The following is a 19,882-nucleotide window of genomic DNA, read 5'->3' on the forward strand; positions in this document are numbered from 1 at the left end:
ACCTTACGGAAATATCCCCCGCTCTTTGTACACCTTTTCCAGCCGCGTGAGCGCCACGATGTACGCCGCCGTGCGCCAGTCAGTCTCCCGCTCTCGAGCCACCGCCGACACGCGGTCGTACGCCGCGTTGATTTTCTTCTTCAACTTCCCATCCACTTCGTCCAACTCCCAGAACTCGCTGCGCTTGTTCTGGAGCCACTCGAAGTAGCTCACAATCACACCGCCGCTGTTGCAGAGAATGTCGGGTATGACATCAATGCCCCGGCCCTGGAGCACCGCGTCGCCTTCCGGATCGGTCGGGCCGTTGGCACCCTCGGCCACCAGTCGCACATTGAGCCACGGCGCCGTCTCGGCCGTGATCTGATTCTCCAGCGCCGCCGGTATGAGAATATCCGCCGGCGTCTTCAGGAACATGATGTGATCGACAAACTCTGCATTGGGGAACTTGTACACCCCGCCGCGCTCCTTGACGTGCGCCACCAGAAGCTCGGCATCCAGGCCGTTGTGATTCCGCACGCCGCCCGTGTGATCCTCCACGGCGATGAGCTTTCCGCCCAATCGACACAGCAGCCGGGCCGCCCACGAACCCACATTGCCGAACCCCTGCACCGTAAACGTCAGGCCCTTCAGCGACAGCTTGCGGTCGGCCGCCCACTTCTCGATGCAATAGACGATGCCCTGCCCCGTGGCCTTGTCGCGCCCTACGCTTCCCCCCGCCTCAACCGGCTTGCCCGTAACGACGTGCAGGTTCCGATGGCGATCCTGCGGCGGAACTGTCGACTGGTACGTGTCCAGTATCCACGCCATGATCTGCGCGTTGGTATTCACATCCGGGGCGGGGATGTCGTACTCCGGGCCGATGTTGTTGCCCAGGGCGTAGGCAAAGCGCCGCGTGATCCGCTCCATCTCCGGCCGGGCGTACTTCGATGGATCCATCTGGATCCCGCCCTTGGCCCCGCCGAAGGGAATGCCCGACAGCGCGCATTTCCACGTCATCCACGACGCCAGCGCTCGCACCTCGTCAATGTCCACCTTGGGGTGATAGCGCAGACCGCCCTTGAACGGGCCGAGCGCGTCGTTGTGCTGAACGCGATAGCCCGTAAACATTTCCACCTGCCCGTTGTTCATCTTCACTGGAAAGTTGACCACGATCTCGTTGTCCGTCGTGGCCAGAATGCGGCGGATGTCAGGATCAAGGCCCATCAGGTCCGCGGCCCTGTTGAACTGATGAACGACGTTGGCGTACACGCCGCGCGGGGGTGACGCCGGCGCGGCAACCACAGGTAAACCCACTAATGATTGACCCGCCAATTCCACCGGCACGGCCGCTGGCTTCTCCACCCAACTGGATGGCGAAGCCTCGGCCTCGGGCGGCGCGGGCTCGGGAGGAGTGGGCGACGCCGGACTGGCCTCGGCGGGGTCGCGATCCGCAGCGCGCGGCGACGACTTGCTGGCACGAACACTCATCGAGGAACTCCTGGAGGCATCCCCTGCGGAAGCGGATCAACTCGCCGCATCGATCAATAGATGACGATGTCCGCGGCGGTAAAGCTGGTGTAATCCGACTGCGACATGCCGATCTTCGCGATCACGCGGATCACGTCGCCCGCTTCAATGATAGTGCCCGTGCCGTTTGTGGAAAGTGCCTCAAAAACCACGCACTGCCCGGCCGTGGTGTCGTAGAACGAACCCGCCATGGAAGTGCCCGCCGTCAGGCCGGTTACCGTCGCCGAGCCGATCGCGGCGTCGAACGTCGCCTGGTCCGTTCCGGCGTTGGCGACCGCAGCCGTCAGCTTGATGAACTGCGTCGTGCCCACGGCCGTCGCACCGCCCTGGCCCACTTCGGCGACCACGACCTCGCCCACCGCGGTCGCCACAAGTGAACCGGCCGCGCCACCGCCCTGAGCAAGCCCGACAACGCCCGGCGCCCCGAAAGTATTTCCTGCGGATATCGCTGCAAGGTCGTCGCCGTCCGCCCAATCCATGACAACATCGGAGCTCGCGCCGACGGCCACGCTATTATCAAAACGGAAGGCGTCGCTTCCGCCGCCGCCGGCAAGCTGATCGCTTCCGGATCCCCCGTTGATCGTGTCGCTTCCACCACGCCCATTGATGTTGTCGGCGCCGGGCGAGCCGAGCAACGTGTCGTTGCCGCTCCCGCCCACGATGTCGGCACCCGAGGAATCCGCGAGGGAGTAGTTCATGCGTCCCGTCGCGGTCGATGCGTTGACGCTGGTCACCGTGCTCGGCCAGGCATTGGATACCGTCAAATGGCCAGCGCCGGAGATATTCACGGTGGCGAGTGAAGTTCCCGCATCTTGAACAAACTCGGTCAGCGTATTGCTAGTTCCGTTGGAAACGACGTTCAGCGTCTCGATGCCATTCGCATCGGCGGAGACGATTGTCACCGTCCCGCCGGTCACCTGTTGCAGCGTCAGCGTCATGTCATCCGCAGCACCGACCGTGGCAGCCGCGACGTTCGAAAGCGTTGCCCCGACGGCTTGATTGGTCAGGCCAAGATCCACAATTGCGGCAAGGTTGGTGAGCCGCAATGGGTTGGTGTTGATGCTGTTAAGAACGTGCACATCTGTAAGGCCTGTGATATCGTCGCCTGCAAGAGTGGTCGTTGCTACACCGAGATCGGTGAGGTTGAATAGCTCGATCGAGACCAGCGTCGGCGAGACGACGGTGGAGGCCGTGAAGTTGAAAGCCGCGTTTAGTGTGTCGCTTCCTTCTCCCAGATCAATAGAGTCACCGGTCTGAAGCGAAGGAAGCGAAGTTCCCGTTGGAGCGTTAAATAATAGAGGAGCGCTTATTGTGTCATCATGTGAAGTACCGGTGATGGTGTCGGCTCCGAGAGTGAGGCCAAAGGGTGGATCAACGATCACGCAGGAGTCTTCGTAACACGTCAAGGGGGGCGAACAAGGATCTTCTTCCGCAACGCACGAAAACTCCGCGCACGTCTCCGCCCCGTTACAAAATATTCCATCGTCGCAATCCGCGTCCGTTCGACATTCCGCTTCGACGCAGGCGCCGACCTCTACATCGCAGCCTTGGCCTTCCGGGCAATTGTCCGCATGCACGCATTCGCCCGTCTCGCCGTCACACGAATCGTCCGTGCAGGCCACGCCGTCATCGCAGTTGTTGGCTAGGTGAACGCACACTCCGTCCGCGCATCCGTCGCCCGTGCAGAGGTCGCTGTCGTCGCAATCCTCATCGGCCGCGCACTCCGGGGCGACGCACACGTCGCCGTCTTCGTCACAAGTCTGGTTCTCCGAACAGGGCGCGATGCCCGCCTGGCAAGCGCCGTCTGCACAGAATTCCACGCCATTGCAGTAAGCGCCGTCGTCGCAGTCCGCGTCGGCAAGACAATCCACGCACGAGCCATCGGCCGGATCGCACATCTGACCCGCCGCACACTCGACCGGCGGATGTTCGCACGCCCCGTCCGCACATACGTCGTTCGTGCACAAGTCCCCATCGTCGCAGTCTGCGTCTTCCTGGCACTCGTCGCAGCGGTCTTCTGCCTCGTTGCAGAATTCGCCCTCCGCACAGAGATCCTCGGCGGCCACACACATGCCGTCAGCGCACGATTCCTCGCCGTTACAGAATGAGCCGTCCTGGCATTCGGCATCATCAGTGCAGGGGTGGTCTGCAATCGGAATGCACCCGGCCAGCATTCCAGATCCGAGCGCGAAAAATCCCCACCAAATCACCGGTCGAGCGGGGAGGAAACCCCGCCGCCATCGCTTGAGCATGGACATGCGTAATCTCCGCCGGGGTCAAGAGTTGCGTCCGCGCCGCGCCTCGGACTTCCGCGACCACCCCTGGGCAACGCCACCGATTATTCGAGGACGCCAAGTGGCAGACTACTCGGTTTCGGAACGCGGCGAGGGTGCGGCCTGTTGCCGCATGGTTGGCAGGAAACTCGTTAGGCGGTGTCGCCCCCCTTCACTTGCCGGCGGTTTGCTCGCCTGTCGGTGGACTCACCGCCCCGCCGGGGATGTCGATCTTCTTTCCAAAGCCCGACGGCAAGTTGACCGTGACATAGCCATCTTGCTCGAATTTTGACATCAACCGATACATCGATCCCATCGCATCCGAAAATCGATTCAATGCCAGCACCGCCGCCTCATACAAACGGTCATCGCGCACGAGCAGACCGGCCGTACCTTTCCCCTGGGAAATGCCATAGGTCACGTTCGACAGATGCTCCGCGCTGTCACTGAGTTCATCAAGCACCGTCGTAAGTTGGCCAAAGGACTTGTCCAGATTGGCACGAACGTCGTCGATTCCCGTATTGAGGTTCTCCGCCGTCCGCGAGGTTTGCGTGTTCCACGCCTCGACCAGGTCGTGAAGTCGCTCGGCCGAGTCCTTCAGGTCACGCACGGCCGTCTTGACGTCGTCCTGCACATTCTCATCGCCCAGCACGCGGTTCAGGTTGGCGACAAATCGATCGATTCGCTCCACGGCCGTGGAGAGATTGGCCGTGAGCCCCTCCTTGGTGTTTACATCCTGAACGGACCGCTGTTCGAGCAGTTCCGCCAGGTTCGTGCCCACCGGCGTCCACGACTCCGTCAGATCGGCGATGTTACGCACCGCGCGCTCTACCTGATCGATCGTATCCTTGCTGATGAGCTCGCCGATCAGGCTGCGCATCTCGCCGGGAATGGCCGGCGAGTCCTCCCGCCGCAGCGGCTTGCTTTTCCCGTCTTCCGGCAGAATGATCTCCACGTGTCCCGTGCCGAATCCCATGATCGCGCCATAGACGCGGGCGGTGGCTCCCTCGGGAATGACATATTGACGCTTGATGCCTGCCGCAATGTATACCCCCTGCCCGGGTTTCTCCGGGTTCTGAAAGTCCAGCGACGTCACCCGCCCGATCTCCACGCCGTCGAGCAGCACCGGACTGCCTTCCCCGATGCCGCTCAGGCTCCGGACATCCGTGATCCGCAGGGTCCATTCGCTGCGCCGCAGAAACGACGGCGTCTCACCAAACCAGACCATGAGAATACCCAGCGCCACCAGGGAGAGAAGCACGAACCCACCCACCAGCGTGTTCCGCAGAGAGTCTTTCATGACGTCGTCCGTACCTGTAGGGATTTGAGAACCTCGTTCGAGCAGCGCCCCTCGATGAAGCAACGAACGCGGTCGTCCTCGCACTGCTTCGTTTCATCCGGCGTGCCGTCGAAGATGAACTTGCCGCGATGGATCATCACGACCCGGTCGGCCACCTTGAACACGCTGGCCATGTCGTGCGTCACCACCACGCTCGTCACCGACAGCTCTCGGGCGAGCTTGAGGATCAGTTCGTTGATCTCGTCCGCCCGCGGTGGGTCGAGACCCGTTGTCGGCTCGTCGTATAGAATCAGCTCCGGGTCCAGGGCAATCGCCCGGGCCAGTGCCACCCGCTTCTTTTGTCCGCCGGACAGATCCGCCGGCCACTGCTTCTGCACGCCGTCCAACCCCACGAGGTCCAGCTTGTGGCGCACGATTTCCTCAATCTCCGGCCGCTTCAACTTCGTGTGCTCGACCAGCGGAAACGCGACGTTGTCATAAACATTCATCGAATCGAACAGGGCACTGAGCTGAAACAGAAAGCCGAATCGCGGGCGGATATTGACGAGCTCGCGCTCGGGAAGGTTGTCGATCCGCCGGCCATGGAAATGGACTTCGCCGCGATCCGGACGGAGCAGGCACACGATGTGCTTGAGGATGACACTCTTCCCCGCGCCGGAAGCGCCGATGATCACGGCCGTCTGGCCCCGGCGAAGATCGAGCGACACGCCATCCAGCACGACCAGGTCGCCAAATCGCTTGTGCAGGTCGACGAGGCGCACCAGCGTGGTGTCATCGGAGGTTGCCGGTTCGGCTTCGGACCTGGGCGATGATGTTCCAGTCGATTTTCTAGATGAGTGCCTTGAACCCATACAGGCCCACGTACAAGCCGGAAAACAGCGTCCCCAGGAAAAAGTTCGAAATGAGGATGACGATGAAGCTCAACACAAAGGCCTCCGTGCAGGCCCGACCCACGCCTTCCGCACCGGCCCGACAATGAAATCCCTTGTAACACGTAATCAGGGCGATCGCCCCGCCGAACACGAAACTCTTGATCACGCCCTCGGTCAGATCAATCACCCCAATGGCATCCCTGACGTAATACCAGTATGGGCTCGATGGTATATCCTTCAGCACTACGGCGATGAACCATCCCGCCAGCGAACCGAAAACGTCACAGAAGAAATTCAGTAACGGCGCAAAGAGCAGGCACGCCAGAAACCGCGGAACCACCAGGTAGCGAATCGGATCAGTTCCCATCACGGTGAGGGCACTGATCTGCTCGGTGACACGCATCGTGCCCAACTCGGCGGTCAGCGCCCCGCCGACCCGCCCGGCGAGCATCACGCCCGCCAGCACCGGCCCCAACTCCGGCACCAGGGTAGCCGACAGCAGCACGCCCATACGCTGCTCGAAACCCGCCGCACGAAGCTGATCGTAGCTCTGCACCGCGAGCACCAGCCCGACAAACGTCCCGGTAATGGCAATCACTGGAAGCGTGCGATTGCCCACCTCGAAGAAAAGAGGCATGGTCCGCTTCCAGGTCCGCCACTGCAGCAGGCCCGGCAACAGCCAGCGGAACATCTGCCAGCTGAACTGGGCACCGTCGCCCAGCGCGGCCATCGTAGCGATGCTTTTCTTGCCGAGTGCGCTTAGCATGATGCAACGAGGGGAATGGGAAGGAGGCGGACCACGCGCTCGCCTGTGTGTCGCGTATCTAACGGACGCGCCGCGCGCCTGTCAATTGTCCGTCCGAATTGTCACCGCGAATTGCCGCGAGCAGGCCGCACACTTTATCATGCGGCCATGCCCGCCAAACCAGCCGCCGTATCCATCGTCGTCCCCACCTTTCGCGAGGCTGAAAACATCCCCGAACTGACCCGCCGGGTATTCGAGGCCACGCGGACCGCCAACATCCAGGCCGAACTCATCCTCGTCGACGACAACTCCGGCGACGGCACCGGCCAGGTCGTCGAGCGACTCCAAGCTGACTACGCTGTAAGCGTCATCGTCCGCCGCAACGAGCGGGGTCTCTCCAGCGCTGTACTGGCCGGATTCGACCGCGCTCGCCACGACCGCCTCGTTGTCCTCGATGCCGACCTCCAGCACCCGCCGGAAGCCATTCCCGCCCTCGTCGAAGCACTCGACGCCGACGACCACGACTTCGCCATCGCCACCCGGTACGGCCGTGGCGGCGGCATCGACTCCGACTGGCCTCTCCTGCGTCGAATCATCAGCCGCACCGCGACGCTCCTCGCCCGGCCCGTCGCGCCCCTCAGCGATCCCATGTCCGGCTTCTTCGCCCTGCACCGCCGGACTTGGAAGGGCGCCGCCCGCCTCGACCCCATCGGATACAAGATCGCCCTCGAGCTCTACGTCAAAGGCCGCTGCCGCCGGCCCGCCGAAGTACCCATCCGTTTCGCCCCTCGACGCGCCGGCGAAAGCAAGCTCACCCTGGCCGAACAATGGCGCTACATCCGCCATCTCAGCCGACTCTACCGCTTTCGATACCCCTGGTTGCTGCCCTCCCTTATCGCCGTTCTAGTGCTTGCCTCCCTGGGATTCACACTCTGGCTCCTTGGCCGCTCGAACTGAGATCGGGAATACCGTTCTCGCCTCGCGCCGCACCCCTTACCGATTTCGGATAGCATGCCCCGTCTTGCGCCGCTGGGCCTGAACCGGCTTTGCCGGCGGCGGCTTTGGATAAACCCGGGGGACAGCTTGTCACAATCGGCCGAATCGTCCTTTCTCGAGCCCGTCCATCGTCGCGGTGAGCTCCGCCACGTCGTCGCCATGGCCATCCCCGTGGTCCTCACCACCAGTTCGCGCGCCCTGATGGACTTCGTAGACTTCTCACTCGTCAGCCGGCTGCCCGACGAGAATCCCCAGGCCGCCATCCTGCCCGCACAGATGCTTGTCTGGACGTACCTGATCCTCGGCATGGGCACGGTTTCGGTGGTCAACACGTTCGCCTCCCAGGCCCTGGGCCGCGGCCGCCACGCCGATTGCAGCGCCTATGCGTGGCAATCCCTCTATCTTTCCCTCATTGTCGGCGCCATCGGTGTGGCACTGATTCCCGGAATGGGGCCGCTCGTTCGCCTGATCGGGCACGATCCGGCGATTCAGGTCCACGAGCTCGCCTACGGCCGCGTGGCCATGCTCGCCGGCGCCGCCACGCTCGCCGCCCAGGCCCTGGGCTGGTTCTTCATCGGCATCCACCGACCCTGGGTGGCCATGTGGTCTGTATTCGAGGCCAATCTCGTCAACGTTTGCGTAAGTTACGTGCTGATTTTCGGGAAGCTGGGCTTCGAGCCCATGGGTATCGCCGGGGCCGCATGGGGGACCCTCGTCGCCACGACATACAGAACGCTACGCCTCCTGATCACCATGCTGCTTCCCACGACCGCGAACCCGTACGACTCGCGACGTACCTGGCGTCCCAGCGCGACCAAGCTCCGCAACTTCATTCGTGTCGGCCTGCCCTGCGGCGTGCGCTGGTTCTCCGAAGTTGTGGTCTGGGCGGCGTTTGTTCATGTGCTCATCGGCTCGCGATTCGGCATCGCCGACCTCATCGCCACGGGAGCCATGTGGCAATACATGCGCGTGGGATTCATGCCCACGCTCGGCGTCGGCCAGGCCCTGACCGCCCTCGTGGGCAAGTCCCTCGGCGAGGGCAATCCCCAGCGAGCCATCCGCGAAGTCCGCTGGGCGACCGGCCTCGCCGTTGCCTACATGGGCTCGCTCTCGCTCCTCTACGCCTTCTTCGGCGCAGAACTCATCGCCCTGTTTAACGACGACCCGGCCGTCGTCAGCATTGGGCGAAAGATCATGTACTGCGCGGCCGTGTTCCAACTGTTCGACGCCGTCGGCATCGTCTACGATTCAGCCCTGCGCGGCGCCGGTGATACTTTCGTCCCGGCCCTGTTCTTCGCCCTCTGGACATGGCTGAGTATCCTTGGCGGCGGCTGGCTGCTGGTCACGCGCTTCCCGGAGCTCGGCAGCCTGGGCGCCTGGATGGCTGCGTCCGGCTGCATCGTCGTGACGGGGATCTTTCTCTGGTGGCGCTGGCATAGCCGCGCCTGGATGCGCATTGACATTTTCCGCTCACAGGAGCCGGCCACTGTGACACAGTAACGTCACGTCGAGCCGCAGGTTTCAGCCTGAACGGACGCACTGGAATAGGGCAACGGGCAACACGATGAACTGCGATCGGGGAATGCGGAATGGTTGATCGCGCGGAGACTTCTTCTGGGCTGCGGGTTTGAGCCTGCGCGAACATTCCTCGCCGCGACGGGTACCCCTCCTGGGGATCCTGTGGACCCGCTCGCACGCCTGATCCTATTCGCCAACGACCCTTGCGATTACAGTATGGTATTCCGATGTCGGACGCCCCACTCCAACTCGCGATCCTCATCTCCGGCGGCGGACGCACGCTCCAGAACCTCGCTGAGGAAATCCAAGCCGGACGACTCGCCGCGCGGATTGCGAAAGTCGTCTGCTCGCGCGGAACCGCTCACGGCGTCTCCCGCGCCGCCGAGCTCGGCCTTCCCTGCGACGTCATCGAGCGCACCTCCTGCACGCCCGACCAATTCGATCAGCGCATCGCCGCCGCCGTCGGCGGCGTGGATCTCGTCTGCATGGCCGGGTTCCTGTCGCTATGGAGGTTTCCCGACCCCTTCCATGGAAGAGTCATCAATATCCACCCAGCCCTACTCCCGGACTTCGGCGGAAAGGGAATGTACGGCGATCGGGTTCATGCCGCCGTTCTCGCCGCGAAGCGTCGCGAAAGTGGCTGCACCGTGCACTTCTGCGACAACCAATACGATCACGGGCCCGTCATTCTCCAGCGCCGTGTACCCGTAAATGAAGGTGACACGATCGAGTCACTGGCCGCGCGGGTCTTCGCCGCAGAGTGCGCCGCCTACCCCGAGGCCATCCGATTGTTCATCGAGAAACGCATCCGACTGGAAAGTGGAAGAACTATCATCGCGCCGCCGTGAGCCGCCATAACGGGTTTGACTTCGCGGATACTTCGCAAGCCCTCGGCGCGGCCGATCCCGAAAACGACAGCACCCGGTCGTCGTCCGGCATGGACGACATTCCGGGTGCTGCGCCCTCGCCCCCTCTACCTTTCCCCTACCGATCTCCCCCCACGGGAAAGCACCGACACCGCGCGAAATACGGCGCGCGGCAAGGGCAGTCGAGAGCCAGAGCCTCTACCCCTCTTATCTCAGAAGCCGCAGCTCGAAACCTGCACGAAACTTCAGGAACCGCAATGACCGCGCCATGCTGATCCCCCGGGAGTCCAACCCCGGCGAAACCGGAAAACGTGCGCGCATACATCGTCGGAAATGAATCCATACCTGTCGAATTCGTCACCAAACCCCCGTCGGATTGTCCACCGGCGTCTCGATCACCCGGCCCTCGGTGACCAACGCTCCAAATCATTATCCCACCGAATCGGACGTAAGCAAGCGAATTGTTGGAATTTGTACCCCGCAACTGACACTGACATTGTGTCATTGCCACGGCACCAAAGCTAGCGACCCTGAAACGCGGGCTCGTGCACCTCAAGAACACCGCTTGCCAAGTCGTACACGAAGCGATCGCCCGTGAATTGACGCGGTGCCTGACCCGGACGTTGCAGCGTGATCGCCGCACGGCGGCTCACCGCCCCCTGAATGAAGAGAATCTGGCGCTGACGCTCATAGATCAAATCGGCACAGGAAACATCCAGCCCTTCGATCTCATCTTGCAGCGACACGTTACCGACCGCCCGGAACTGCCGCAGGCTCTCCGCACTCAAGTCGCCCATTCTGTTGCGCCCCGTGCTGCCTGGAACGTTTTCCCCGCCGAGGAAGTCTGCCGTGAGCACGTCGCTGCTGAGAAATGTGCGTCGGCCACGTGCTGCGCTGCCGGTCGGGCCCGCGCCGCGACCCAGGACTTCGTCGAGTGCCGCGCCGCTGAAATGCACCAGCCTGACCTTGCCCTCGAATCGCGTCTGCCGGATGGCATAGTCGTAGCTCAAGTACTCCTTCCATTCGATAAGTGTCTTTGACGGCCCCGCGTTCGCATCAAACGATAGCAATCCACCGCTTGAATCGCGCCCCGCGCGCGCCCGATCCGAAACGATCGCAGGCCTCGCAAGGTCATCCCCTCTATCGCCGCGCCCCTGTTCCGGACTCGACGGACCGTCCGCCTTCGCCCGCCGGAAATCCTCCAGGAGCAACTCGCCCGGCCCTTCAATAAGCATCTTGGTCACTTCCGGGCGGAGGTCGAGCGACAGCTTCGGGCCCGTCAGCGTCGCCCGTCCCCGAAGCTCTCCGGTTGCCTTGTCAACTTGCGCGGTATGAACCCGGGCGCCGCCCTTCGCCAGCACGTACGTCAGCTTCTTGTTCAACTGGGCCGGGGCGTTCACGTCCTTCCGCGGCTTCCCCACCGATCGGATCACGTCCCACGCCTCGAGAATCGGTTTCCATTCCGGTTCATTCGAGGCTGCGGCGGGCGAGGCAACATCTTCAAATTGCAGCACCAGCTCGTCCGGACAATCAAACGTCGTCTGGTTGCTGCTGGCCGCATGCACCGCCCCGGCATACACCGCCCGATTCTGCGCGCCGTCGTAGCGCATCCAGCGGTCCCATTGCACGGCAATCGGAATTGGCTCGCTCGATTCGCTTCCGTCCAGGTCCTTGTACGATCGAAATGTCATCCGCCCCGCCCCGGAGACCTCGGCCTCGTCCGCGGGCATGTCCGCGCGCACGTCCTTGCCCGTTACACTCCAGTTGGCCGTCGCGATCGTCGCCGGTGTGCTCTCGTTGCCGAGCACCCGCACGCGCTCGATTTCGCGCCCTTCAACGAACCCGGCATCAAGGTCCTCGGCGCGAACGTCCAGCCCGGTGTCAGGATCGGTCACGTGGACATCGCCCCGCGCCCGTATCCGCCGCACGCCCACTTCCCGCTCACGGCGAAGTTCGTGCGATCGCAGAAAGGACGGCCAGTCCATCGCGTTGGGATCCAGCCCTTCCGCCAACGCCAGCCGATAGGCTTCCGCGGAACTCAGCGGCGAAGCAAGCCGTTCCGTTACCACGAAGTCCGCGATGAGCTTTTCGGAGGCGCGGATCGTCCTTCCGGTCTGTGTCACTTCGATGTCGTTGCTGAGCTCCGCGCGAACCGGCACGAGCTTTCGACTTAACCGCTCGTCAACGTCCTGCCTGAGCTCCAGGTCGATCGCTCCACAGGCAAGCCGGTCTCCCTCCTGTTTGAGCAACACGTCGCCCTGTCCATTGACATGATCGATGAACTGCTTGCATTCGGAATCCGCTGCGGCGAACCGTACGTCCATTTCATCGGCGCCAATCGTGGTCTCGCCGTCAACGAGATTGACAGCCCCCTTCAGCTCGGCCGTGGAGAGCTCCGTACACTGTTTCTCGACAAGCTGCTGCCGCTTCCAATCCACCGACATCTTCCGGACGCGCTGGCCGTCCGCGATAAACGACTTCGAGAAACGAATGATCGAAGGCTCGACCGGCCCGCCCGACGCTTTCACGCCCACGGCCGACGAATCAACCTCGGCAGCTTCTTCGTCCGCCCCCCCGCCGATTCCATTCAACCCGAAGCCGCTCGCGTCCCCGGCACGTTCCAGCGACCCCGGCCCGTCCACCTCGACATGGAAGCGATCGCCATCCTGAGACCAGCGGACGGCAACGCCCCGCAGATTCCGTCCCGTGGACGAATGGATATCCACCGGCACCTCTTCGCTGCCACGCAGGTCGAGCAGGAACCGATCCGCATCGAAACGCAGCGACTCACATCGGGCCTCTCCCTGCTCATCGAGAACGCGCACCGGATCACCCTCGGCCGCGAGGTACGAACTACCCGCTTCCGCGCAGATCGCGTCATCTTTCCCGCAGGTCCGAACGACCAGTCGCCCCTTCCACGAGAGCTCGATCCGTCCCGCGTCCCCGGGTCCGGCCGCCGGTGCTGCCGACTCCCCGGGCTTGTTCCTCTCGGCCCGTTCCGCTCGTTCCTGATCGTCGAGACTCAATGTCCGGACGACCTCCAGCACCTGCGCCTCAAGGCGCGTCTGCGATTCGTTCGCATTGATGCGCCGCGCATCGATATCCTCTTCAAATCGCGCATAGTAGCGCGGTGGCGCCTGCGACTTGGACACCGCAGGTTCTTCGTCCAGATAGATGATCGGCGTGCCGTCCTCGTCGAACGACGGACGCGGAGTGGGCGCGGCCTTTGCCTGCGCCTCCGCCGCCTTGCGCCGCGCGGCTGCCTCGATTTGCGACTTCAATGATTCCCGAATCCACGTTACCAGCGACCGCCGCCGCTCCCCGCCCCCCTCTTCGCCGGGAAGTCCGACAACCGGCTGGTCGGCCGCTTCCAGCAACTTCAGATTCCCCCCGCTGTCCATGCGCAGGTATTCGACCCGTCCCTGCGCTTCGTCGAAGTGGACCTCCAGGCCCGAAGTCTCGAATTGGGCATCCACCGCATCGACGTCGATTTCCCCCGGCACGCTCAATTGTGCGTACTCGACGTCGAAACGCAGTTCGTCCGTCCGAATGCGAACGACCTCCTCCGGCCGTACCTCGCCACGACGCTCCTCCGGCAGCCGTTGCCGCTCGTCCAGCGTCAGGCGATCGTAGTCAACAACCACGCTGCCCGTCAGGCGCCCACGGCGGACCTCCCACCCCCCCGTATCCGATCCGCGCCGTCGTTGCGTTTCCAGCGTCGCTTCGTCCGCCGTGACCAGCACGCCGTGCCCGTCCCGCGTCCGCATGCGAAACTCCGGCCTTTTCAGCCGGAACTCGTCGGCCGCCCCCTCCACCGGCGTCCACTCCTGCACCGCAATTTCGCCCCAGGAACGATCATCGTTCGGTCGGAAGAGGGTCAGTCGAATGTCCCGTCCAGGTCCAACAGCCACCCTACCGGCATCTGCACCGGAACCGGACAGGGGATTGCCCGCGCCCATTTCGGACCGCGCCCCGAGATCGGGCAGCCGGGGCCCCACCTGTCGCGGCACAGCACCTTCATCCAGGCTCGACTGGTATTGATAGAAAGAGTAACAGACCAGCAGAATGGCCAGCGTCGACACGCCGATGACCACCGTGCGAACGATGTCTCCGGCGCGCCGACGTCGCGGCCTTTGCGGCTTCTCGCTTTGCCCGGAATCAGATGGCATAGTTCAGATACCCGGCGAAGTTCGCTCGATCAGGCAACCCGCTCAGGTCGATGGCGCCGGGGGCGCCGAAATAGACCTCGCGCGAAGCAGCATGTCGATGACTTCGGCCACGGCGCCTTCCCCCCCGGACCGGCGCGTGACGTACCGGGCCGCACGCTTGACTCGGGGCATCGCATTGGCCACGGCCACCGGAAACGCCGCCTGCGACATCGGTGGCAGATCGGGCTCGTCGTCGCCCACGTATGCTATCGCCACGTCCCGGAACCCCATTTCCACCTTGAGCGATGTGTACGCCTCCAGCTTGTCCACGATCCCCGTCCGTTGAACCTTGATCCCCAGCTCCCATGCCCGACGGTCCAGCGCCCCGCCTTCGCGACCCGACACGAGCACCACCTGCCCCCCGAGAGCCTGCCACTGCTTGAGCGCTCGCCCGTCGTGAACGTGAAACGTCTGCGTTCGCTCGCCCGTGTGGCTGAATGCAATCCGCCCGTCCGTCAGTACGCCGTCCACATCCAACATCAGAAGCTCGATAGCAGCCAAGTTCATGGATCCGATCTCGTGGCGAGGCGCCGGCGACGCGAGGCGATCTCGAAGGGGTTCCCGTACCCTCGGCAAGGTGCGGTCGATTGTCCGGGCCGCTTCCGGCGCGGTCAAGCCGGACCGCTTGACAACCCCGTGCACACCCGCGACCTTGCGATTGGACGACAAGAACATGCGCATACTCTCGGGTATCCAATCCAGCGGAAAACTGCACCTGGGGAACTACCTCGGGGCCATGAAGCAGCACATCGAGCTCCAACGGGAGCACGAGTGCCTCTATTTCATTGCCAATCTCCACTCTCTCAACACGGTCCAGGACGCGCAACAGCTCCGCGCCCTGACGCTCGACGTCGCCCTCGATTATCTCGCCCTCGGGCTGGATCCGAATCGCGCCCTGCTCTTCCGCCAATCGGACATTCCCGAGGTCACCGAGTTGACTTGGATTCTGATGACCGTCACGGGCAAGGGGCTGCTCGAACGCGCCACCTCCTACAAGGACAAGATCGCCCGTGGCATCGCCCCCTCGATGGGACTCTTCTGCTACCCCGTGCTCATGGCCGCCGACATCCTCATCTATCGCAGCAATCTCGTCCCCGTCGGCAAGGACCAGCTTCAGCACATCGAGATGGCCCAGGACATGGCCACCTACTTCAACCAGGCGTTCGGTCGCGAAGTCCTCCTGCGCCCCGAACCGCGACTCAACGAAGCCCCCATCGTCCCCGGTGTGGACGGACAGAAAATGTCCAAGAGCTACGGCAATACGATTAATCTGTTCGATCCCCCTAAGGCCACGCGCAAGCGGATCATGAGCATCAAGACCGACAGCACGCCGCTGGAGGCGCCCAAGAATCCCGAGACCTGCAACGTATTCGCCCTTTACCGCCTGCTCGCTTCGGCCGACGAAACCGCGGCACTCGAACAACGCTACCGCCAGGGCGGAATGGGCTATGGCGAAGCCAAGACGGCTCTCGCCGACGTCGTCGAACGGCTGCTCGGCCCGGCCCGCGAGAAACGCGCCCAGCTCGAGTCGGATCCCAGCTACGTCGAAGACGTTCTGCAGACGTCCGCCCGCAAAGCCCGGACCATCGCCCACGAAGTCATGGCCGACGTGCGCGACGCCTGCGGAATCGTCACAGCTCAGGACACCCACCGGTGACCGACTACAAAGTCGCCCTCGATGTCTACAACGGTCCGCTCGACCTGCTCCTCTTCCTCGTGAGGCGCGAGGAGGTGGATATTTATGAAATCCCCATTGCCCGCGTGACCGAGCAATTCCTGGCATACGTTTCCCTGCTGGAAGAGATCGATCCCGAGGCGGCCGGCGACTTCCTCGTGCTTGCCGCCACGCTGGTGGAAATCAAGTCGCGGACCCTCCTGCCCAAACCCCCGCCGGAGGAGGATGGCGAGGAGATGATTGATCCCCGGCACGAGCTCGTCCGCCAGCTCCTGGCATATAAGACTTTCAAGGACGCCGCCCGCGACCTGGGCGACCGCGCCTTCGAGCGCTCTCTGCGTCATGAGCGCCAACCCGCCGAACCGGTCTCCGCTCCGGACGAAATCGAACTCGACAATCTCGAAGTCTGGGACCTCTTTGCCGCGTTCAATCGTCTGCTCGAACAGACCGGCAAGCGCTCGGCCGTTCATCACGTTCGCATCGACGAGACCCCCATTGCCCTTCACGCGGACGATATCCTCGACTCCCTCCAGCGCGCAGGAGGATCACAGCCGTTCAGTGACATCTTCCAGGGGCGATCGCGGCCGGAGATGATCGGGCTCTTCCTCGCCCTCCTCGAACTGATCCGCCGCCGCCGCGTCCGGGCGACCCAGGAGCGACACGCCTCGCCCATCCTGCTCGTTCTTCTCGACGCTACCCCCGTTGAGGAACCGCTGGAGGAAACGCCCGCGGAAGAGAACGAATCGCCGACGCTCCCGGCCGACCTCAAAGAACCAGAGTCGGGCGCAGCCCCCGCTTCGGCTGAAGACAGGGAGACTGCGGACCAAAGCGAATTCGAATACCCAGATACCGCCGGAGAGGACACAGAACTAGGCGGCGACGTGGATGTTCGCTTGCTTGATCAGGCCGAGCGCAATGTAAACGAGTTTCTGATGGGTTCGCCCGACACCACGCATAGCGACACCGCAGAATCGCCGTCGCCGCCGCGGGCGAAGAGCGATGCCGCAGAATAGTGCGACGGGCCGGAATTCTCGGAAAGGAAGGACCGTGATGAAGCCGAGTCAGAAAATGGCCGAACTGAACATCCAGCTCCCCTCTATTGCCGCGCCCGTGGGCAGCTACGTCCCGGCGCTCAAGTCGGGCTCGTTTGTATATACCAGCGGTCAATTGCCCTTCAGCGACGGGAAGCTTCTGCACAATGGCCGCGTCGGAGCGAATGTGTCACTGGAGCAGGCGGCGCAGGCCGCGCGACAGGCCGGACTCAACGCCTTGTCCGCCGCAGCCCAGGCGGCCGGCGGCATCGACCACATCCGCCGGCTCATCAAAGTCACCGTTTACGTAGGCAGCGACCCCGCATTTACCGACCAGCCCAAGGTCGCCAATGGCGCCAGCGATCTGTTTGCGCAGATTCTCGGCGACGCCGGGCGGCACGCCCGCGCCGCCATCGGCGTTGCGGCCCTGCCCCTCGGCGCCTGTGTCGAAATCGATCTTGTTGCCGAAGTCGATTGACCGCAGCGTTCACGGCCCCAAAGAAACTGCCACTGAATTCGCCCCCCCGACCCCCTTGCAATTCCGCAGGGGATTATCGGGCGCAGCATCTCACCTTGAATTCGCTCCTTCCGATCGCATAAACTCGTTGGCCGAGGGGGGTCACACGACCCGGGCCGATCATGTCACGCCCAAAAGGGGGGGAAGCTCATGTGGCGTGTGCAAGTCTATTGGTTTTTCCGGCGAAAACTGCGCATCGTGCTGCTGGCCGCAGTAACCTACGCCGCGCTTTGCTGACGCCGCCGATCTTGTCGGGCTGATCGTCGCCAACATTGATCCGTCATCGCTGCTATCCGCGCGACGCCGGCTCGACTCGCGGGTGCATCCTCGGTCGTCTCGTTTCCACACATCCTTGCCAGACCCCATGGGTTGGAGCGCGGGGCGGCCGAGGCATGCCCCGATCCCTACCGCGAAAAGGCGTTGCGCGCAACAAAAAACGGCCGGTTCGCGCGACCGGCCGTCCTCTTCCTTCTCCTCCGCCCGGCCTTGCGACCGGGCGCTTCCACTCGCTGCGAACCCTAACCCAGCAGGGATTGAATATCCTGCGACGTGATTCGACTCGATGGCTTGTCCAGACGTCGGCTGAGCCAGCTCATGACCGCCGGCGAATAAGGTTCTTTCTGATTACGCAACATTTCGAGCATCCGCGCGTCCCGCCTTGAACGTTCCTTGGCCTTGCGAATGCTGTTGACCGCCCGCGTTTCCCTGGAGTCCTTCAGCCGCAGGGCGAAACGGACGGCACGTCGATATGCCATGGCTTGTTTCCTCCAACCGATGGCGGTACGGACACACCTGTCCCGCCGCCAGACTGAAAGCGGGGAATTCTCGACATTCACCGCGTGAAGTCAATAGGGTGCGGCAATCAGGCGGTTCTCAAATGCGGGACGGCTTGGATCCCCCTATGTGGCCGGATGCCACGGATTCTCGTGTAACGCATAGTGCGTAAGAAGGTTATGGATGCCCCCCTGCGGACCCACAAGCGGCATGTAACGTCACGGAAAGACTGCTGAATCTAGATTTATCGGCCCTTCCTCGCCAATCAACGCAGCCCGCGGCGAAGCATACTGACCAGCCAGGCCAAGCCCGCCAGTCCGAAGATCACCAACACCCCGGTCGCAATGTTCAACGTCAGCGTGGCCGAGCGGGCGGTCCCATTGAGTCGCTCCACGGTGGCCGGCAAATCGGCCGCCGTCCGGTCCAGCGCCTGGCTCGTTGTGGCGATATGCTTGAGCGCGGCGGAAACGTCTTCCGCCGGCACGGCTTTGAGGATGCGCCGAGTCTCATCGGCTACCTGGCGGGTATCCGCGACGACCTCGCCCATCGACTGCTCGACCTTGCTCAACGCCTCGTTGACCTTGGGCACGTCCAACGAAGCCAGTTGATGCTCGCCGGTCTCGGCCAGTTTGGAGACCGACGCGGAGGCCTGTCGCAATTCCACCGCTTCGACCTGTTTACGGATCGCGTCGACCAGCGCCGAGATCTCCGCGCGAAGCGCCTGCCATTCCTCCACGTCGATTTGGTCGATCTTCTTCTCGACAGGTTCGCCGATCGCGCCGATGCGGCGAACCGTCTCGTTCAGCGCATCCACGTCAAACGCCTCGACCTTGGCCTGGAGTTTCTCCCAGAAGCGCTGTCGTGAAGCCGTCTCCGCGACGACACCGGTGGGATCAACCGTGCCCAGCAGCGCACGCGCTTGCTCGCCCCCCCGAGTAACGACGCGCCCCCCGGAGCGCATGGCACGCTCCGAGGAGCGGCACCCCCATCCGGCGACGCCGACCATAACCAGGCAGATGATCGCCACCGATGTGCTTTTCAGGAGACGTGCCGGAACTGTCACCAGCGAAGTTGTTCCGCGCCGCACACTCATGCCGAGCCTGCGGGAGTTTATGAGACCGTGCGATGCGGGTCACGTCCACCCGCCCCGCTCGCGGCCCTGCAGGTGGCACTCGCCCGATTTGCTCTAACGGCTGGTGGAACGTGATGTCTTCGATAGGGGAAGAACGCCTATCAGGAGTCCACCCAATGACAGCGACGGTCACATTCCTTTTGGTTGCGCTGGGTTCATCTCCAGCAGATGCGCCCCGGAATGGGGCAGCGCCCGCACCGACCCAGGCCGCCCAACTTGTCAGTGGTCGCGTTGTTCAGGCAAAAGGGCTGGGTAAACCCGCCCCAGGCCGCCCCAAGGCGCAGGCACGGCTGATGGCCCGGCGCGCGGCCGAGGTCACCGCGGTTAGAAACCTCGGCAAGAAGCTGGCTGTGCCTCGCGGCGGCTCAGTTCGCAGCTTTCGGTATGTGTCCTACGTGCATCGTGCCGACGGGTCAGTCGAAGTGGTCGTGGAGTATCAGCCCATCATCGGGCGTAAATGACGGCAGTG

The 19,882-nt window shown here is 63.3% G+C and carries 16 protein-coding genes; 7 read left to right on the plus strand and 9 right to left on the minus strand.

All coding sequences use genetic code 11. The features are described from left to right. Window positions 1–3: 3 nt before the first annotated feature. From J5J06_11400 to J5J06_11420, 5 genes are all read right to left on the minus strand, one after another. Window positions 4–1,203, minus strand: coding sequence for a Glu/Leu/Phe/Val dehydrogenase (locus J5J06_11400; GenBank protein MCO6437685.1), 1,200 nt, complete (start codon window positions 1,201–1,203; stop codon window positions 4–6). A gap of 317 nt (window positions 1,204–1,520) precedes the next feature. Beyond that, complete coding sequence (locus J5J06_11405; protein ID MCO6437686.1) at window positions 1,521–3,764, minus strand: calcium-binding protein; 2,244 nt, start codon at window positions 3,762–3,764, stop codon at window positions 1,521–1,523. A 187-nt stretch (window positions 3,765–3,951) separates the two neighbouring features. Then, complete coding sequence (locus J5J06_11410) at window positions 3,952–5,079, minus strand: MCE family protein (protein ID MCO6437687.1); 1,128 nt, start codon at window positions 5,077–5,079, stop codon at window positions 3,952–3,954. After that, window positions 5,076–5,843 (minus strand): ABC transporter ATP-binding protein, encoded by a 768-nt coding sequence (locus J5J06_11415; GenBank protein MCO6437688.1) that lies wholly within the window; start codon window positions 5,841–5,843, stop codon window positions 5,076–5,078. The genes J5J06_11410 and J5J06_11415 overlap by 4 nt, the downstream gene beginning before the upstream one ends. Window positions 5,844–5,907: 64 nt before the next feature. Next, window positions 5,908–6,717 (minus strand): ABC transporter permease, encoded by an 810-nt coding sequence (locus J5J06_11420; GenBank protein ID MCO6437689.1) that lies wholly within the window; start codon window positions 6,715–6,717, stop codon window positions 5,908–5,910. A gap of 147 nt (window positions 6,718–6,864) precedes the next feature. On the opposite strand from J5J06_11420, the gene J5J06_11425 reads away from it, so the two are divergent. The 3 genes from J5J06_11425 (at window position 6,865) to J5J06_11435 (ending at window position 10,058) form a co-directional block, all read left to right on the plus strand. Continuing rightward, window positions 6,865–7,653 (plus strand): polyprenol monophosphomannose synthase, encoded by a 789-nt coding sequence (locus J5J06_11425; GenBank protein MCO6437690.1) that lies wholly within the window; start codon window positions 6,865–6,867, stop codon window positions 7,651–7,653. A 54-nt stretch (window positions 7,654–7,707) separates the two neighbouring features. Then, complete coding sequence (locus J5J06_11430) at window positions 7,708–9,192, plus strand: MATE family efflux transporter (GenBank protein ID MCO6437691.1); 1,485 nt, start codon at window positions 7,708–7,710, stop codon at window positions 9,190–9,192. A 245-nt stretch (window positions 9,193–9,437) separates the two neighbouring features. Then, window positions 9,438–10,058 carry a phosphoribosylglycinamide formyltransferase gene (locus J5J06_11435; protein MCO6437692.1) on the plus strand — a complete coding sequence of 207 codons (621 nt, stop codon included), beginning with the start codon at window positions 9,438–9,440 and terminating at the stop codon, window positions 10,056–10,058. Between the two features lie 539 nt (window positions 10,059–10,597). Here the strand turns inward: J5J06_11435 and J5J06_11440 are convergent. Further along, complete coding sequence (locus J5J06_11440; protein ID MCO6437693.1) at window positions 10,598–14,245, minus strand: hypothetical protein; 3,648 nt, start codon at window positions 14,243–14,245, stop codon at window positions 10,598–10,600. 42 nt (window positions 14,246–14,287) lie between these two features. Then, a complete protein-coding gene (locus tag J5J06_11445; GenBank protein MCO6437694.1) occupies window positions 14,288–14,791 on the minus strand; it encodes an HAD hydrolase family protein in 504 nt (167 codons plus the stop codon). Between the two features lie 166 nt (window positions 14,792–14,957). Here J5J06_11445 and trpS point away from each other — a divergent pair, with 166 nt between their 5' ends. Genes trpS through J5J06_11460 form a run of 3 tightly spaced genes read left to right on the plus strand, consistent with a single transcriptional unit; the run spans window position 14,958 to window position 17,468 of the window. Next, window positions 14,958–15,941, plus strand: a complete 984-nt coding sequence (gene trpS, locus J5J06_11450) for a tryptophan--tRNA ligase (protein MCO6437695.1) — start codon at window positions 14,958–14,960, stop codon at window positions 15,939–15,941. Next, window positions 15,938–16,972 (plus strand): segregation/condensation protein A, encoded by a 1,035-nt coding sequence (locus J5J06_11455; protein MCO6437696.1) that lies wholly within the window; start codon window positions 15,938–15,940, stop codon window positions 16,970–16,972. Before trpS ends, J5J06_11455 begins: the two co-directional genes overlap by 4 nt. 37 nt (window positions 16,973–17,009) lie before the next feature. Then, window positions 17,010–17,468, plus strand: a complete 459-nt coding sequence (locus J5J06_11460) for a RidA family protein (protein MCO6437697.1) — start codon at window positions 17,010–17,012, stop codon at window positions 17,466–17,468. A 557-nt stretch (window positions 17,469–18,025) separates the two neighbouring features. On the opposite strand, the gene J5J06_11465 is transcribed toward J5J06_11460, so the two are convergent. Beyond that, window positions 18,026–18,262, minus strand: coding sequence for a hypothetical protein (locus J5J06_11465; GenBank protein ID MCO6437698.1), 237 nt, complete (start codon window positions 18,260–18,262; stop codon window positions 18,026–18,028). Window positions 18,263–18,546: 284 nt separating this feature from the next. After that, window positions 18,547–19,374 carry a hypothetical protein gene (locus J5J06_11470; GenBank protein MCO6437699.1) on the minus strand — a complete coding sequence of 276 codons (828 nt, stop codon included), beginning with the start codon at window positions 19,372–19,374 and terminating at the stop codon, window positions 18,547–18,549. Between the two features lie 155 nt (window positions 19,375–19,529). Between J5J06_11470 and J5J06_11475 the strand changes: the two genes are divergently transcribed. Then, window positions 19,530–19,874 carry a hypothetical protein gene (locus J5J06_11475; GenBank protein MCO6437700.1) on the plus strand — a complete coding sequence of 115 codons (345 nt, stop codon included), beginning with the start codon at window positions 19,530–19,532 and terminating at the stop codon, window positions 19,872–19,874. The last annotated feature ends 8 nt before the right edge of the window (window positions 19,875–19,882 follow it).

The organism is Phycisphaerae bacterium (assembly GCA_024102815.1).
Taxonomy (GTDB): Bacteria; Planctomycetota; Phycisphaerae; order UBA1845; family UBA1845; genus JAGFJJ01.